The organism is Blastomonas natatoria (genome assembly GCF_003201955.1).
Taxonomy (GTDB): domain Bacteria; phylum Pseudomonadota; class Alphaproteobacteria; order Sphingomonadales; family Sphingomonadaceae; genus Blastomonas; species Blastomonas natatoria.
Genome location: NZ_QJJM01000002.1, coordinates 54,847 through 71,219, shown reverse-complemented (window position 1 = coordinate 71,219; position 16,373 = coordinate 54,847). Strand labels below are relative to the sequence as shown.

14 protein-coding genes are annotated in these 16,373 nt (G+C 64.7%); 5 read left to right on the top strand and 9 right to left on the bottom strand.

The window, feature by feature from the left end; all coding sequences use genetic code 11:
- Nucleotides 1-38: 38 nt before the first annotated feature.
- The gene (locus tag C7451_RS02935; protein ID WP_110297494.1) at nucleotides 39-854 is read left to right on the top strand and encodes a 2-keto-4-pentenoate hydratase; all 816 of its coding nucleotides are present in this window, start codon (nucleotides 39-41) and stop codon (nucleotides 852-854) included.
- Between the two features lie 57 nt (nucleotides 855-911).
- Nucleotides 912-2,210, top strand: a complete 1,299-nt coding sequence (locus C7451_RS02930; RefSeq protein WP_110297703.1) for an MFS transporter — start codon at nucleotides 912-914, stop codon at nucleotides 2,208-2,210.
- Between the two features lie 4 nt (nucleotides 2,211-2,214).
- Here C7451_RS02930 and C7451_RS02925 read toward each other — a convergent pair whose 3' ends face one another.
- From C7451_RS02925 to C7451_RS02890, 8 genes are all read right to left on the bottom strand, one after another.
- Nucleotides 2,215-3,675 carry a glycerol kinase gene (locus C7451_RS02925; RefSeq protein ID WP_110297493.1) on the bottom strand — a complete coding sequence of 487 codons (1,461 nt, stop codon included), beginning with the start codon at nucleotides 3,673-3,675 and terminating at the stop codon, nucleotides 2,215-2,217.
- Nucleotides 3,668-4,282 (bottom strand): 3,4-dihydroxy-2-butanone-4-phosphate synthase, encoded by a 615-nt coding sequence (locus C7451_RS02920; RefSeq protein WP_110297492.1) that lies wholly within the window; start codon nucleotides 4,280-4,282, stop codon nucleotides 3,668-3,670. Before C7451_RS02920 ends, C7451_RS02925 begins: the two co-directional genes overlap by 8 nt.
- A complete protein-coding gene (locus tag C7451_RS02915; RefSeq protein ID WP_110297491.1) occupies nucleotides 4,279-4,857 on the bottom strand; it encodes an NADPH-dependent FMN reductase in 579 nt (192 codons plus the stop codon). Before C7451_RS02915 ends, C7451_RS02920 begins: the two co-directional genes overlap by 4 nt.
- Nucleotides 4,854-6,356 carry a glycerol-3-phosphate dehydrogenase gene (locus tag C7451_RS02910; protein WP_244181546.1) on the bottom strand — a complete coding sequence of 501 codons (1,503 nt, stop codon included), beginning with the start codon at nucleotides 6,354-6,356 and terminating at the stop codon, nucleotides 4,854-4,856. Before C7451_RS02910 ends, C7451_RS02915 begins: the two co-directional genes overlap by 4 nt.
- The gene (locus C7451_RS02905) at nucleotides 6,356-7,453 is read right to left on the bottom strand and encodes an LLM class flavin-dependent oxidoreductase (RefSeq protein WP_110297490.1); all 1,098 of its coding nucleotides are present in this window, start codon (nucleotides 7,451-7,453) and stop codon (nucleotides 6,356-6,358) included. The genes C7451_RS02910 and C7451_RS02905 overlap by 1 nt, the downstream gene beginning before the upstream one ends.
- 117 nt (nucleotides 7,454-7,570) lie before the next feature.
- On the bottom strand, nucleotides 7,571-8,485 hold the full coding sequence (locus C7451_RS02900; protein ID WP_110297489.1) for an aldo/keto reductase: 915 nt from the start codon (nucleotides 8,483-8,485) through the stop codon (nucleotides 7,571-7,573).
- The gene (locus tag C7451_RS02895) at nucleotides 8,482-9,495 is read right to left on the bottom strand and encodes a LacI family DNA-binding transcriptional regulator (protein WP_110297488.1); all 1,014 of its coding nucleotides are present in this window, start codon (nucleotides 9,493-9,495) and stop codon (nucleotides 8,482-8,484) included. The genes C7451_RS02900 and C7451_RS02895 overlap by 4 nt, the downstream gene beginning before the upstream one ends.
- Nucleotides 9,492-11,501 (bottom strand): alpha-glucosidase, encoded by a 2,010-nt coding sequence (locus C7451_RS02890; RefSeq protein WP_244181544.1) that lies wholly within the window; start codon nucleotides 11,499-11,501, stop codon nucleotides 9,492-9,494. Before C7451_RS02890 ends, C7451_RS02895 begins: the two co-directional genes overlap by 4 nt.
- 176 nt (nucleotides 11,502-11,677) lie before the next feature.
- Here C7451_RS02890 and C7451_RS02885 point away from each other — a divergent pair, with 176 nt between their 5' ends.
- The 3 genes from C7451_RS02885 (at nucleotide 11,678) to C7451_RS02875 (ending at nucleotide 15,078) form a co-directional block, all read left to right on the top strand.
- The gene (locus C7451_RS02885) at nucleotides 11,678-14,017 is read left to right on the top strand and encodes a TonB-dependent receptor (protein WP_110297486.1); all 2,340 of its coding nucleotides are present in this window, start codon (nucleotides 11,678-11,680) and stop codon (nucleotides 14,015-14,017) included.
- 189 nt (nucleotides 14,018-14,206) lie between these two features.
- Nucleotides 14,207-14,713 carry a DUF2239 family protein gene (locus C7451_RS02880; protein ID WP_110297701.1) on the top strand — a complete coding sequence of 169 codons (507 nt, stop codon included), beginning with the start codon at nucleotides 14,207-14,209 and terminating at the stop codon, nucleotides 14,711-14,713.
- 80 nt (nucleotides 14,714-14,793) lie between these two features.
- Nucleotides 14,794-15,078: a hypothetical protein gene (locus C7451_RS02875; protein WP_146215274.1), complete on the top strand. Its 285-nt coding sequence runs from the start codon at nucleotides 14,794-14,796 to the stop codon at nucleotides 15,076-15,078.
- 11 nt (nucleotides 15,079-15,089) lie between these two features.
- Here the strand turns inward: C7451_RS02875 and C7451_RS02870 are convergent, their stop codons facing one another.
- The gene (locus C7451_RS02870; RefSeq protein WP_110297484.1) at nucleotides 15,090-16,316 is read right to left on the bottom strand and encodes an MFS transporter; all 1,227 of its coding nucleotides are present in this window, start codon (nucleotides 16,314-16,316) and stop codon (nucleotides 15,090-15,092) included.
- Between the last annotated feature and the right edge of the window lie 57 nt (nucleotides 16,317-16,373).

Genomic DNA, 16,373 nt, shown 5'->3' with positions numbered 1-16,373 from the left:
TTTCCTTTAGGCAGCGCAATTGAGAGAAGGACGATAAGATGGGGACGGATTTGCAGGTCAGTGCACAAGTTGATGCCGTGGCGCAGGCCTTTGTCAGCGCGCGCCGCGAGGCCCGGGCGCTGAGCGTCTATCCGGGTATTGCGCCTGACGCGCTGGCCGCTGCCTATTCCATCCAGGACCGCGCCATCCGGATAGACGGACGCGAGGTCGCCGGCTGGAAGGTGGGGCGGATCAACCCGCCGCTTGACGGCACGCTGGGGGCCAATCGCCTGTCCGGGCCGATCTTTGCCGATAGCGTCGTCGATGCAGCGTCGGGCGAGATTCCCGAGATGCCTGTATTCCAGGGCGGATTCGCCGCGGGCGAGGCGGAAATCCTGCTGCATGTCGCTGCGGGTTTTTCCGGCTCGGTTCCGACCGATGACGATGGCACGCGCGCGATCCTGGACGATGTGCGGCTGGGCGTCGAAATTGCGAGTTCCCCCTATGCGCGGATCAACCTCGACGGTCCGGCGGTAACCGTGTCCGATTTCGGCAACAATGCCGGCATGGTCCGGGGCGCTGAACTGGTGGGATGGCGAGACGTCGATCTGTGCGCGATTGTCGTGCGCAGCGAGATTGACGGTACGGAGGTCGGCAAGGCTACGGCTGCCAACATGCTTGACGGACCTTATGGTGCGGTGCGGTTCCTGCTCGGCAACCTGATCGAGCGTGGGTTCGATGTATCGAACGGCCTGTGGGTTTCGACGGGCGCGATTACCGGCGTCCACGAGATCAGCGTGGGCCAGACATTTCGCGCCGAGTTTGTCGGCCATGGCGATGTGCATTGCCGCGTGATCGCGGCACAGCCGCGCTGAACCGATGGATGGACGCGGGTCGGTAACAGCCGGGCGTGGATTTGGGAGAGCTGAATGATGGGTGATACAGCCGCAACCGCGACCCGGCCCCAGGCGCTTGACGCCGCTGCGGGCAGGGCAGGGCGCTATCGCTGGGTGATTGTCGGGCTGCTCTTTGCAGCGACGGCGATCAACTATATCGACCGGCAGATGATCGGCGTGCTGAAGCCGACGCTGGTTGCGAAGTTCGGCTGGACCGAGAGCGACTTTGCCAACATCGTCTTCTGGTTCCAGGTCGCCTATGCCATCGGCTATATCGGTTTCGGGCGTATTGTCGATGTGATCGGCGCACGGCTGGGATACACGATCGCCATCATCATCTGGACGGCCGGGCACATGGCACACGGGCTGGCGAGCGGGGTCACCAGCTTTGCTGCGGCGCGCTTTGGCCTGGGCATCGGCGAGAGTGGCAATTTTCCCGCCGGGATCAAGGCGGTCACCGACTGGTTTCCGCAGCGCGAGCGCGCCTTTGCCATCGGCCTGTTCAATGCGGGTGCGAATGTCGGGGCAATCATCACGCCGCTGCTGGTCCCTGCGCTCGTGCTATGGTTCGGCTGGCGCGAGGCGTTCTACATTACCGGCATTTTCGGGCTTGTCTGGCTGGTCGCCTGGTGGGCGATCTATCGCCATCCGACCGAGCACAAGAGCGTCTCCCCCGCCGAACTCGCCTGGATTCAGCAGGACCCGGCTGATCCTGTCGAGAAGATAGGCTGGGGCAAGCTGCTTACCGTGCGCGAGACCTGGGCTTATGCGCTAGGGAAGTTCCTGATCGACCCCATCTGGTGGTTCTTCCTGTTCTGGCTGCCGGGCTATCTGTTCGAGCGCTATGACATGGACCTCAAGACCTTCGGTCTGCCGCTGGCCGCGATCTATCTGATCTCCGACGGCGGATCGATCTTCGGCGGCTGGATGTCCTCGCGGCTGATCAAGGCGGGCAGGACGCCCAATTTTGCGCGCAAGGCGACGATGCTCGTCTGCGCGCTCGCCGTGACGCCGATCTGGTTCGCGCAAGGCATCGACAGCGTCTGGGGCGCGGTGCTGATCATCGGACTGGCTACGGCGGCGCACCAGGCCTTCTCTGCAAATCTCTACACGCTGCCGTCGGACGTGTTCCCGCGCGGGGCGGTGGGCTCGGTGGTCGGTATCGGCGGCACGGTCGGCGCGCTGGGCGGCATGGGCATGGCGCTGTTCACCGGCTATATTCTCGATCGCACCGGCAGTTACGAGATCCTGTTCGCCATCTGCGCCAGCGCCTATCTGGCGGCGCTGCTGGTGGTCCACCTGCTCAGCCCCAGGCTGGCTCCGGCCAAGGTCTGATCGGTCAGCAGCTCAGCGCCTTGGTCCAATGGCTGAGGCGCTGGTCGCGCGCCGTGCTGTCCATCTCGGGAGCGAACGTCTGGATCGGCGAGACCATCGCGCGCGCCTCTTCGAGCGAACCGTAATGGCCTGAACCGATCGCGGCGAGGATCGCCGCCCCGCGCGCGGTCGTCTCGACATCGCTGGGGCGTTCGCACGGGATGTTCAGCACATCGGCAATGTCCTGCGCGATCCAGTCATTGGCGCTCATCCCGCCGTCAAGCCGCAGCACCGACCAGGGTGCACCGTCGGCCGCAAAGGCGCGGCCGAGATCGTGGAACACATTGGCGACCGATTCGAGCGAGGCGCGAACGATGTGCGCGCGTGTCGTCGCGAACGAAAGGCCGGTGATCGAACCGCGCGCGTCGGGCAGCCAGTAAGGCGCGCCGAGGCCGGACAGGGCAGGGACCACGACCACGCCGCCGCTATCGGGTACCGATCGCGCCAGCGCCTCGCTCTCCGCCGCATTGCCGAGCAGCCCGATGCTGTCGCGCAGCCATTTGACCAGGCTTCCTGCAACGAACACCGATCCCTCGAGCGCGAAGCTGCGCGTGCCGTTAACCTCGCACAGCACCGTGCCGAGCAGCCGGTGTTCCGACTTCGGCGGGGTCTGGCCCATATTGGCGAGGATGAACGCTCCGGTGCCCAGCGTCGCCTTGGTCTGACCGACACCGAAACAGCCCTGGCCGATGGTTGCGGACTGCTGGTCGCCCGCCAGACCGGTAATGGGGATGGCGGCTCCGAACAGTTCGGGCTTGGTTGTTCCGAACGTCCCGGTGCTGGCCACGATTTCTGGCAGCGCCGCGCGCGGGACGCCGAACAGGTCGCAAAGGGCATCGTCCCAAGTCTGGCCTGTCAGCGCCAGCAGGCTGGTGCGGCTGGCGTTCGACACGTCGGAAATGTGCAATCCGCCGGTAAGGTTCCACACCAGCCAGCTTTCGATCGTCCCGAAGGCGAGCCTGTCGCCCAGCGCAGCCGCACCTTCCACGTTGCGCAGCATCCATGCCATCTTGGTCGCGGAGAAATAGGGGTCGAGCAGCAGGCCGGTCTTCTCTTGCACCTGCGCTTCATGCCCATCGGCGCGCAATTGCTGGCATTGTTCGTCGGTGCGCCGGTCCTGCCAGACGATGGCCTTGCCGAGCGGCTGGCCGGTCGCCTTGTCCCAGGCCACCACGGTTTCGCGCTGGTTAGTGACGCCGATCGCTGCGATCCGATCGGCACCGCCCGCGCGTTCGATTGCCGCACGCGCGCATTCGAGCGTGCGGTCCCAGATCTCGCCTGCATCATGTTCGACCCAGCCGGGCTGGGGGTAATATTGCGTGATGTCGCGCTGCTCGGTCGCGATCCACTCGCCCGCCAGCGTGTAGAGCATCGCGCGGGTCGATGTGGTGCCTTCGTCGAGCACCAGGATCAGCTTGTCAGCCATGCGCAGCCTCCGTGGCTGCATTCTCGCCGAGCAGATCGCCAATGTCTGCGATTTCCAGCCCGAAGCGTTCGACCAGATCGGCAATGTCGCCGGGCCGCGCCATCTCGCCATCGTCGCGCATGATCGAGCAGATCACCGCCGCGTCGCCGCAGCCTGCGCGGCGCGTCAGTTCGATCGCGGCTTCGGCAGCGGCGGGGCGCTCCTGCACGCCGCCGGGCGCGCAGATCAGCGGGAAGATATGGCCAGGCGAGACGATGTCATCCGCGGTCGCCTCGGGCGCGACAGCAACCTTCACGGTCTGCGCGCGATCAGCGGCGGAAATGCCGGTGGTGACGCCCTCGGCGGCCTCGATCGAGCGGCCCAGCGGACGACCGGATTGGCGATCCTTGCCAGGATTCATCAAGCCGATGCCCAGCCGCATCGCGCGGTCCTGCTGCATCGCGAGGCAGATGAGCCCGCGCCCGTGCGTCGCCATGAAGTTGATCGCCTCGGGCGTCGCATGCTGCGCAGCAATGGCGAAGTCCATGTCTCCCCGGCGGAACCGATCGCCGGTGATGATGATGACCTTGCCCTGTTTGAGGGCCTCCACCGCGCCCGCGATGCTCATGCGGCGGGCCTCGCCATCGCGCTGAGGCTGGTCGCGCCCTGCACGACCTGCTGACCGACCATCTCGAGCTGCATCCGCGCGCGGTCGTCGAGGCACTCGCCGTCGGGCGAGTAGAGGCCCGGATAGGTGCGGATCGTCGCCCCCATCGGGGTTGGCCAGCCGCGCAGCGCGTGGACGATGCTGCGCAGCGTCTGCATCGTGCTCATCGTCGCCTGGTCGCCATAAGCCGTGGCGATCAGCCCGACCGCGCGGCCATCGAGATATGGGCGCGCGTCCTTCGACAGGTCTTCGAGATAATCGAGCGCGTTCTTCACGAGCCCCGAGATCGTGCCATGATAGCCAGGTGCGGCGAGCAGCACGCCATCGGCGGCGCGCACCGCCTCGACCATCTCGCGCCCTTCGGCGCCTGCATGCGCGCTCGATCGGTAATGCGGCAGCGCGGCGAGATACGCCCCGTCGAACAGCTGCACTTCTGCTCCATGCGTCGCAGCACTCGCCATCGCGGTGCGCAGTGCGAGCTCGGTGGTGCTGCCGATCGAGACGGTGCCGCCGATGGCGACGATACGGGGTGTCATGCTACGGGTTCCTTCTGGAAATAGCGTTCGAGCGCGGCTTGTTGCTCGGATGAAAGATGCAGGCCGAGCTTGGTGCGACGCCAGAGAATGTCCTCGGCAGTCATCGCCCATTCGTTGGCCATCAGGTGGCGCACTTCTGCTTCGGTCAGGCCATGGCCGAAATGCTCTCCGCAATCGGCAAGGGTCTTGGCCTCACCCAGGAAGCGCGCAGCGATGGTACCATAGCTGCGGACCAACCGCTCGGCCCAGCCTTGTTCCAGAAAGGGATAGCGCTTGCGCAAATCTGCAATCTGCAACGGAGCCTCGTCCACATGGAAGTCTCCGCCGGGCAGGGGGCTGGCATGCGTCCAATGGTCGCCGCGTAGTGCGGGAATGCGGCTGGCGAGCTTGTCGACGGCTTCCTGGCTCAGGGTGCGGAAGGTGGTGATCTTGCCGCCAAACACCGAGAGCATCGGTGCGCCTTCGTTCTCTGCCGTCAGGTCGAAGCGATAACCGCGCGTTGCCGCCTCGGGCTTGCCCGACCCGTCGTCGACCAGCGGTCGCACGCCCGAATAGGTCCACACGACATCAGCGGGCGTCACCGGCTTCGCAAAGAAGCGGCTCGCGCCTTCGCACAGATAGGCGATTTCCTCCTCGCTCGCGACGATCGGCTCGCCCGCCTGCTGGTCGCGGTCGGTGGTGCCGATCAGCGTGAAATCCTGCTCGTAGGGGATAGCAAAGAAGATGCGGCCATCGGGGAGCTGGAAGAAATACGGAAACGGATGGTCGAACAGCTTGCGCACGACTATGTGCGATCCGCGCACCAGCCTGATCGACTGTTTCGGCTGCTCGCCGGACCGGCCCAGAACGCTCAGCACGGAGGGACCGGCGGCGTTGATGATCGAACGCGCAGCGAAAACCCCCTTCGGTGTGTCGATCCGCCAGTGATCGTACACCCGCTCCAGCTTCGTCATCGGGCAGCGCGTGTGCACTTCAGCGCCCCTGTCGGCGGCATCGCGTGCGTTCAGTACTACCAGCCGCGCATCGTCCACCCAGCCGTCCGAGTACACGAAGCCGTGCCGGAACTCTGGCTTCAGCGGCTTGCCTGCCGGGTGCCGGTCGAGCCGGATCGTTTCGGTCGCGAGCAGCAGCTTGCGCATGCCGATATGGTCGTAGAGGAACAGCCCGAGCCGCAGCATCCAGCGCGGGCGAAGGCCCTTCACCCAAGGCAGTACGAACCGCATCGGCCAGATGATGTGCGGCGCGATCGCCCACAAGATCTCGCGCTCGCCCAGCGCCTCGCGGACCAGACCGAACTCGTAATGCTCCAGATAGCGCAAGCCCCCGTGGATCAGCTTGCTGGAATTGGATGAGGTGCCGCTGGCCAGATCCTGCGCCTCGAGCAGCAGCACCCGCGCGCCGCGCCCGGCAGCGTCGCGGGCAATACCGGTGCCGTTGACGCCGCCACCGATCACGGCGACGTCGAACATGCTGGCGTCAGGATGCGGCAACTGTTCCATCAGATCTCGAGCGGCCCGTGCTGGATGTGCGGCAGAACGTATCGCGCGAACATATCGGCTTCCTGCACATGCGGATAGCCCGAGAGGATGAACGCCTCGATGCCTTCGGCCTGATAGGCGCGCAGCTTGGCGAGCACCTGATCGGGCGTGCCGACGATCGCCGCACCGCAGCCCGAGCGGGCCCGGCCGATGCCGGTCCAAAGGTTCTCCTCCACAAAGCCGTCGCCATCCGCCGCGCCGCGCAGTTCCTGCTGGCGCTGGACGCCATAATTCTTGGCATCGAGCGACTTTTCGCGGATGGCCTTGCCCGCCTCGTCGTCGAGCTTGCTGAGCAGACGGTCGGCATAGGCGCGCGCCTCGTCCTCGGTCTCGCGGACGATGACGTGGACGCGGTAGCCAAACTTGAGCGTGCGCCCGTATTTGGCGGCACGCGCCTTCAGGTCGGCGATGTTGTCGCGGACCTTGTCCATCGTGTCGGGCCACATCAGGTACACGTCGCACGCCTCGGCGGCGCATTCGCGCGCTTCATGGCTGAGCCCGCCGAAATAGAAGGCGGGGCATTGGCCCGACAGCGTGGTGATCCGCGGCGGATCGAGCTTCAGGTTGAAAAAGTCGCCCTGGAAGTCCAGCGCCTCGCCGTTGAGCAGCGTGCGCACGATCTTCATGATCTCGGTCGCGCGGGCATAGCGGGGGCCGGATTCGATCTTCTCGCCCGGCATGTCGGACGAGATGATGTTGACGTTCAACCGCCCGCCGGTGCCTGCGGCATTGGGGCCGAGGATGCGGTCCAGGGTCGCGATGCGGCGGGCGAGCTGCGGCGGCCAGTCCTCACCCATGCGCGTCGCCCAGAGCAGCTTGATGCGGCGGACCTGGGTGGCGACGGCCGCGGCAAAGGCGGTGGTGTCAAGCCCGAGCGAATAGCCCGACGGCAGCAGGATATTGTCGAACCCGCCTTCTTCGGCGCGCAGAACGATATTGCGGCAATGCTCCCAGCTCGATTGCAGATAAGGGTCGGGGACGCCCAGGAACTCATAGTCATCGTCGCACAGCGCCGAGAACCAGGCGATTTCGCATTGCTGATCGGGGGCTTGGGTCATGTTTCGGTTCCTTCGGTCTGGCGCGGGGCCTTCGACAAGCTCAGGCTGAGCGGATGGAGGTTGATTGGCCGCTCCAACGCCGCTCATGCTGAGCTTGTCGAAGCATGGTGCGCAACATCAGGGCAGCTGCTCGCCGCGTGCAGCGACCAGCACGGCATACCAGTCCTGCCGGGTCCAGCGGACCTTGAGCGCCTGCGCACCCTCGGCGATGCGTTCGGCCTGTTGCGATCCGATGATCGGGATAATCCCCGCCGGGTGCGCCATCAGCCAGCTATAGGCCGCGACGCTGCGCGAGACGCCTTGCGCCTCGGCCACCGCGTCGAGCGCCGCCGCCACCAACCGGTCGCGCGCGGTCTCCGCCGCTGCCAGGCGTCCGCCGCCCAGCGGTGACCAGGCCATGGGCGTCAGGCCCATCATCATCGCCTGATCGAGCTCGCCATTTTCGAAGCAGGTGATCCGCAGCGGGCTGATCTCGGGCTGGGTGGTGACCAGCTTGTGGCTGAGAAAATGATCGAGCGCTGCAATCTGGTGCACGGTGAAATTCGACACGCCGATGCTGCGGATCTTGCCTGCGCTGACCGCATCGTCGAGCACGCGCGCGACTTCCTGCGGATGCGCCAGGATGTCGGGGCGGTGAATCTGCCACAGATCGACCATATCGATCTTCAGGCGGCGCAGCGAATTGTCGATCGCGGTGCGCAGATAATCGGCGCTCTGGTCATAGGGCAGGGGAGGCAGGATGCCACCCTTGGTCGCCAGCACCATGCGGCTGCGCAGCGCCGGATCGGCGGCGAGCACCTCGCCGAGCAGCGCCTCGGCATCGCCAAAGCCGCCCTGGCCGTCAAAGCCGTAAATATCCGCAGTATCGAGGAAATTGATTCCGGCATCGAGCGCGGCATGGACGAGGCGCGTCGCTTCGGCTGCACTCCGGCCATTCTCGGCAAGGCGCCACATGCCCCAGGCGATGGGGGAAACCATGATGTCGCTTCCGCCAAGGGCACGAAAGGCGGGAGGCAAGGGCAGTTCGCTCATGAAAAGGTCCTGTTTGGGGGCGCTACCGAGGCGCGTTCGACAAGTTGATGCGGAAGGCGGCGATGGGTGATGTCGCCGCCAGCGATGAGGATTTCGGTCGCGGTGCGCGCGAGTTCCGCCATCGGCTGGTGGATGGTGGTAAGCGGCGGCCAGACGGTGCGCGCGAGCGTGGTGTCGTCGAACCCCGCCACCGAAAGCTCGGCAGGAACGTCCATGCCGCGATCGTGCGCGACTGCAAGCACGCCAGCTGCCATATCGTCGTTCGAGGCGAAGATGGCGCTCGGTCGCTGCGGCAGATCGAGCAGCGCGCGTCCGCCGCGCACGCCCGAATCGAAATCGAACTCGCCATCGCAGACCAGCACCGGATCATAAGGCAGGCCCGCGCGATCGAGCGCGCGGCGATAGCCGAACAGCCGGTCGTCCGACGCCATGTGGTTGGGATGCCCCTTGATGAAGCCGATACGGCGATGGCCCGCATTGATCAGATGCGTGGTCATGTCGTCGGCGGCCTGGGCATCGTCCATGAACACGGAACTCGTCAGCGCATGGTTGGTGCCTGGCGAGATGCGGACGAACGGCACGTCTAGCGCTTCGAGCGCACGCAGCACCGGATCGCAATCGGTGACCGGCGAGGAGAGGATGATGCCATCGACATGCGTTTCGGTGACGAGCCCGCGGACCTGTTCGCCCACCTGCTGGTCCGCGACATCGACCGGCTGCGCAAGCAGGCGGATGCGGTTGGCGCGGCAGAAATCCCAGCATCCGGTCTGGATCTGGAACATGTAATAGGGGCTGTGATTGTCGTAGATCAGCGCGATCTGGTTCGACTTGCCGCCCGACAGGATGCGCGCGGCGACGCTGGGGCGGAAATCGAGCGCGCGCATCGCGTCCTCCACCCGGTCGCGCGTTGCCTGGCTGACATAGGGGTGGCCGTTCAGCACCCGGCTGACCGTCTTGACCGCCACGCCCGCCTTGGCCGCGACATCGCGGATGTTCGCCCGTTCGCTCATCGCTCCAGCACCTCGTTCAGGCCCTCGAACAGCGCGGCATGGACGCTGTCAGGGCGATAGAAGACCGGTGGCTGGCCGATCGGGGCAGGGATGTCGTGGGTGCCGGGCGCATAATCGTTGCCGGTCCAGACATGCCGCCAGACACCCGCTCCGGGCAGAATGACCCGGCGCCGAGATACACCCTTTTCGACGACCGGGGCCACCAGCATATCTGCACCGTAGAGAAACTGATCCTGCACCGTAAAGAGGGCAGGATCATGGGGGTGGTGCAGGAACAGCGGGCGCTGCACCGGCAGCCCATGGTCCCGCGCCTCGTTGCACAGATGACGCACATAAGGCGCAAGATGGAGGTGCACCCGGCTCCAGCGCGCGAAACAGGCGAGCAGGTCGGGTTTCGAATCATATTGCAGATTGTCGTCGGGCCGGTTGCCCTCATGACTGCGCATGACGGGAGCAAACGCAGCCAACTCGCACCAGCGCTGCATCAACTCTTCGGTGCGGATGTTTCCATGCAGCGAGGTATAACCGCCGCAGTCCGAATGGCTGTAGGCGTTACCGACCAGGCCTGCAGACAGTGCGCCGGTAATCACCGTGCCGATGCCGTCGTGCCGGGTGAAATCGACCGACTGGTCGCCCGCCCAGAGCAGCGGGCAATGCGCCTGAACGCCCGAAAAGCCCGCCCGCATGAAGAACACGGCATCGCCGGTTCGGCCGCGGCTTTCGACTGCACGTGCGTTGACTTCAGCCCAGAGCACTGGCCAGCGATTGTGCGCCTCCATGGGATCGGAGCCGTCGGCCAGGCGCAGGTCGGTGGGCAGATATTCGCCGAAATCGGCCATCCAGCCGTCGATGCCGATATCGAGCATCTCGCGCCCCAGCACGCGCTCGGCGAACCAGGCGCGGGATTGCTCGCGGGTGAAGTCGACCACCCCGCAATCGAACTTGCCGAAATCGACCAGATGGACGTCGTCGCTGTCGGTGCGAAGACAAAAGTGGCCGCCGCCTGCCGCTTCGGCGAAAAGCTCGCCATCTGCGGCAATATAGGGATTGGCATAGGCCATGAACCTGATGCCGCGCTGATGCAGGTCTGCAATGCGCGTCTTCAGGTCCGGATAGCGCCGGGCACTGCGCTCTCCGTTATGCCAATCCCAGAACAGGCGACGGCCAAAGCTGGTTTCGCGGATTCCCGCCCAGTCCTCGCACCACAAGGCAGAGATGGCGGCACCCGCTTCGATAAAACGTTCGAGCCGGTCAAAGCTCGATGCGCCGGATTTGAGCCCCACGATCGCGCCGCCGATCGCCCAGTCGGGCAGTTGAGGCTGGCGACCGAAGCGCTTCGACAGCACCGAGACGAGTTCGAGCGGACCATCAGCGGCAAACAGCTCGAAGGCGACCATGTTGCTCCACACGTCCACTGCGTGGCAGCCGGGATCGGTGAAATCGAGCACGCTGTAGCAACTGGCGTCGAGATGCACCGCCAGCCAGCGCGAGGTGAGAAAGGTCGGCTGCGGGTAGTTGGTGTTCCAGTAGTCGCCGCCCGCCATGCCCTCGGCATCCATGATGCGGGTGAGTTCGGTTGACTTGTCGCGTCCGACGCCAGGTTCGCTCGTCCAGATCGGGAAGGCGCGGCCATTCAGCGCGAGATAGCTCATCTGTTCGCCGCCACCCCAGACGCATTCGCTTGGCTCAGCATGGAATCGGACGCGGAGGCGGTCGTAACCCGGCAACAGCGCGTTGATCGTCAACCGGTTGAGATTGGTCGAAATCGTGGCGACTGGCGCGTCGTCGTGCAGCAATTCGATGCCACCGTCCGCCTGACGCCAGGCGGTCGGAACTAACTTGTCGGCTGGCGAGTCGGAAATGCGGAAATTGCCGCGAAACATCGTGATCTCGGGATTGCCTCGCGCCATGACCACCGCAGGACAGGTCGTGCGATGCGACAGCACGATCCGGTCTCCAAAAAGGAGATCGAAACCGTCGATCTGGGCATTCACCCGCAGTTTCAAGGCGCTTTTCCTCATCCTGAGCCGCACTGTGGCGGAATGGCCGCAGCCATTGTCCGTTTTTCTGACACCGCTTGACATATCGGGGCAGTCATAGCAGATCAAGCGTCAATCGCGGCGACCATATCAAGGGGCGGCAAGCCCCCGCTACGACCGCATTTCAGCAGGGAGGGGTTATCATGAAGCTCATCAACATGTTTTCCATTCGTGCCGTCGCCTTGTCCGCGACCGCGCTTTCGCTCGCCTTTGCAATGCCTGCCCAGGCGCAGGAATCGGCGGATGAGGATCAGGGCGGTATCGGCGAAATCGTCGTCACCGCGCAGAAGGTTGCCGAGAACGTCCAGGATGTTCCGATTGCCATCACCGCGATCACATCCGAACGCCTCGAAACTACCGGTGTTACCAGCCTTGAAGGCCTGACCCAGCTTGTCCCCTCGGTGTCGTTCCGCAAGGGCACGACCAGCGCCAACAGCGCTATCGTGATGCGCGGCGTCGGCACCATCACCTTCTCGATCGCAGCAGAGCCCAGCGTTTCGACCGTGGTCGACGGCGTGGTGCTCAGCCGTTCGGGGCAGGCGTTCATGGACCTGGTCGACGCCGATCGCCTCGAAGTTCTGCGCGGCCCGCAGGGCACCTTGTTCGGCAAGAACGCATCCGCCGGTCTCGTCAACATCGTATCCAAGGGCGGCACCGACACGCTTCAGGCCGAAGCTCGGCTCGAAGCGTTCGACGATGACGAATATCGCCTGCGCGGCGCGATTTCCGGCCCGCTCGCCGAGAACCTGACTGGCCGCATCACCGGCTTCTATGGCAGCTATGACGGCAACATCACCAACATCAACGGTGGCCGCCGCAACCGCATCAACGGCTACGAGCATTACGGCGCGCGCGGCATTCTCGATTATGACAATGGCGGCACGCGCTTCCGCTTCATCGCCGATTATTTCGAGGCCGATGACGATTGCTGCGCCGATGTGACCGGCGTCAGCCGTGGTGCGGTGCTCGATGCCGAGCTCGGCCTGCCCGGCGGCGTGGCGCGCGGCGTCAACCAGCGCTTCGTCAACCACAACCTCGTCACCCGCACGCTCGACAAGCAGTGGAGCCTGACCGCTTCGGCCGATTTCGACGTGTTCACCAGCCATGTGCTGAGCGTCATCGCGGGCTATCGCAACTGGGAAAATACCGAAATTCGCGAAGGCGACTTCCTGCCGCGCGCGCTCGTCGGCACGGGCGAACTCCACGACAATGGCCAGGTCCGCACCGAGCAGCTCTCGCTCGAGCTGCGTCTCGCGTCGGACCAGAGCAAGCCGTTCTTCTACCAGATCGGCGGTTTCATCTGGGGCTCGGACAACGAGCAGGACTTCACCCGCCGCAATATCACCTGCACCACCTCGACCCTGCCGGTCGATCCGATCACCGGCGGCCGCCCGTGCAATGTGAATGATCGCACCAACACGCTGTTCCCGACTGCGACTTCGTTCAGCGCTGTGGAATCGCGTAACTATGCGATCTTCGGCCAGGCAACCTACCGCCTGAGCGACATGTTCGCGCTGACCGGCGGCCTGCGCTACACCTGGGATGACCTGAGCTTCGTCCACACCCGTGCGCCGGGCGTGAACGCGACCACCGGTCTGCCTGCGACCGGTCCCGGCGTCTCGGGCGCGCCTGCGGGCGGCACCATCGCTTCGGGCGGCAACGGTACCAACACTTCGCGCGGCGACAGCTCCAACGGCAACCTTTCGGGCCGTGCGGTGCTGCAGTTCACGCCGAGCGAGGACGTGATGCTCTATGGCAGCTACACCCGCGGCTACAAGGGCCCGGCGTTCAACGTGTTCTTCAACCACACCGCACCGACCAACGCGATCCCGATCGACGAGGAAACCTCGGACGCGTTCGAGATCGGCCTCAAGTCGCAGTTCCTCGACAACCGCGTGCAGTTCAACCTGTCCGCCTTCACCGTCACCTATGACGGCTTCCAGGCGAACAACTTCGTGCTGCTCAACGGCGCGGTCGTCTCGAACCTGACCAACGCCGGTTCGGTGAAGAGCGAAGGCTTCGAGGTCGATCTGCTCGCGGTGCCGGTCGATGGCTGGACGCTGCGTGCGAGCGGCGCCTATGCCGACGCCACCGTCAAGCGGTTCAACCCGAACCCCGCGACCAACGCGCCCGATGCGCGCAACGGCACCCAACTGCCCTTGGCGCCCAAGTTCACCTGGACCATCGGCACCAGCTACGAGCGCGATCTGGGCGGCTTCAAGATGTATCTGGACACCGATTTCCGCCATGTCAGCCGGCAGTTCTCCGACCTTGGCGAACAGGGCCCGATCGCGGCCTATGGCATCTGGAACGGCTCGATCGGCTTCTCGGACCCCGAGGACAACTACCGCGTGAGCTTCCTCGCGCGCAACATCACCGACAATGCCTATGCGCTGCTCAATGTCAGCGCCGGCCAGCGCCTGCAGATCCCGCGCGACGCGGACCGCTATTTCGGCATCAGCCTGCGCGCACGCCTGCGCTGAGTCAGGCTTGAGCGACCCAAATGGGGCCCCGGACGACATGTCCGGGGCCTTTTTTGTTGCGGGTTCCGCATCGTGCGGTGGAGGGCAGGGGACTTGCGCCGCTGCAGTGCTAATATTACCCGGATAGTATTGACCGGGATATTTTACCCGGATATAAACCTCGCCAACGCAAATCGAGGTAGCAAAGCCATGACCAACGTAACTGCATTTCAGCACGGGCGGCAGATTGCCTCTGGTCCGCGCGACGAGGTCGCCAGGGTTCTGGCTGAGGTTCTGGAAGCCCAGGATGGCACGATCCTCGTTTTTGATGACTGCACGGGTCGTGTCACCGACCTTGATTACAGAAATGTCGCCCCGCGAGCGGCAGGCAGGCCGAAACTTGGTGTGCAAGCCCGCGAGGTCACTCTTCTTCCCAAGCATTGGGACTGGTTGGCAAACCAGTCCGGGGGTGCATCCGCTACGCTTCGCAGGCTGATTGACCAGGAGCGTGCGAAGGGCCGTACGGACCGCGAATGCCGGGACGCGGCCTATCGCTTCATGCAGGCAGCATGCGGTGACATGCCAAATTACGAGGAAGCGCTGCGGGCGCTCTACTCGGCGCGAACCGATGAATTCCAGACTCTGACCAGCGCGTGGCCTGGAGATATGGTGCGTTTCATGGACAGGCTTCTTGGCGAGCAAGTGCTTGTTGCATGACGGGGGCGTTATTGCCCCTAAACGGATCAAGCCAAGTTCGCGGCATTGTCCGGATGGCTGGATGATGAGATGCTGCTACCGTGGAGCGAATCGTTGAACGTGCATCGCGAGTGGCAGTCCATATCGACCGCCTGAAACCCTTCATCACGGTGATGGGGTGGATCGGCTTTGCATTGGTCACAGCCGATTATGCCGGGTTCATCGATCTTCCGGTCCTCGTCTATATCCCGCTGTGGATCGCGATCGTGGCGAGCATCTGCCGCTGGGCGCTCTGGGAGGGCTTGATCAAGCCTAAGGTCGCGGCATCGCTCGACAGGCCGGGGGCCCCGGCCAAGCCGCTGCCCCCTGGCGATGACGAGCACTGACCCCTCTGGCCTTATTCCGCTGCCAGTTTCAGCCGCGGGATCATCAGCTGGATGAACGCCAGCGCGACCAGATAGGCGCTGCCGCAGATCGCGAACAGCGGCACATATCCCATGCCGCTACCCAGCGAATAGCCCGCGAACTCGATGATCGCGGTGCCCGACAGATTGCCCGCGACCGCGCCCAGCGCGATCACGCTGGCGACCCGGGTGGCGGGGATGATGTCGGCGGTCATGCCGAAGACATTGGTCGAAAAGCCCTGATGCGCGAACAGCCCCAGGCCGATCAGCACCGCCGCGATCCACGGATCGCCGGTCTGGAGCGAGAGTGGCATCGCGAGCACGACCAAAGCATAGAACAGCATCGAGGTCTTGCGCGCGCCGTTGACGGTCATGCCCCGGCTGAGCAGGATCGGGTAAAGGCCGCCCGAGGTGATCGCGCCCAAGGCGGCGAGGGTGAAGATGATCGCGATCGGCCAGCCGAGCTCGCCCTGCGAAAGGCCGAACTGGCGGTTGAAGAAATCGGGCATCCAGAACAGCACGAACCACCAGACCGCATCGATGCAGAATTTCGCGCCGATCACGGTCCAGGTCTTGCGGTCGGAAAGCAGCGTGCCCCAGGGGACGCGCGCGCGCTCGGGAATATCGCCCAGCGGCTTGAGGCCCCGGGTGCCCCACCACCAGCCTGCAAGCCAGACAAAGCCCAACGCGCCGGTAACCCAGAACGCCGCCTTCCACCCGAAGGCGAGCGCGAAGGGCGGGATCAGCAGGGGCGTCAGGATCGCGCCGATATTGGGCGCGGTGTTGATCAACCCGATGGCGATGCTGCGCTGCTTCACCGGCAGGTACATGGCCGCCGCCTTGAGCCCAGCAGGCGTGCTCACCGATTCGCCTGCAGCCAGGATGACGCGTGCGGCGACGAACTGCTGTACCGTCTGCGCCAGCGCATGCGCCATGCCGGCTGCGCTCCAGACGGTCACCGCGATGGCATAGGCGACGCGCACGCCGAGGCGATCGACGAACCAGCCGACGAACAGCAGCGTGCCCGCTGCCGCAATCTGGAACGAGGAGCCAAGATGCGCATAATCCGCATCCGACCAGCCGAATTCGCCCTCGAGCGTGGGCTTTAGGAGCGCCAGAACCTGACGGTCGACATAGTTGAGCGCGTTGCCGAGAAACAGCAGGGCGACCAGCGCAATTGCTGCGCCGCGTGCCATGCCCTGATGTCGTGCCTCGTTCATCCTGCAGTCCTCCCGGCCGATGCACCTGTCCCCGGCGCTTCTTGCTTGCACGATAAC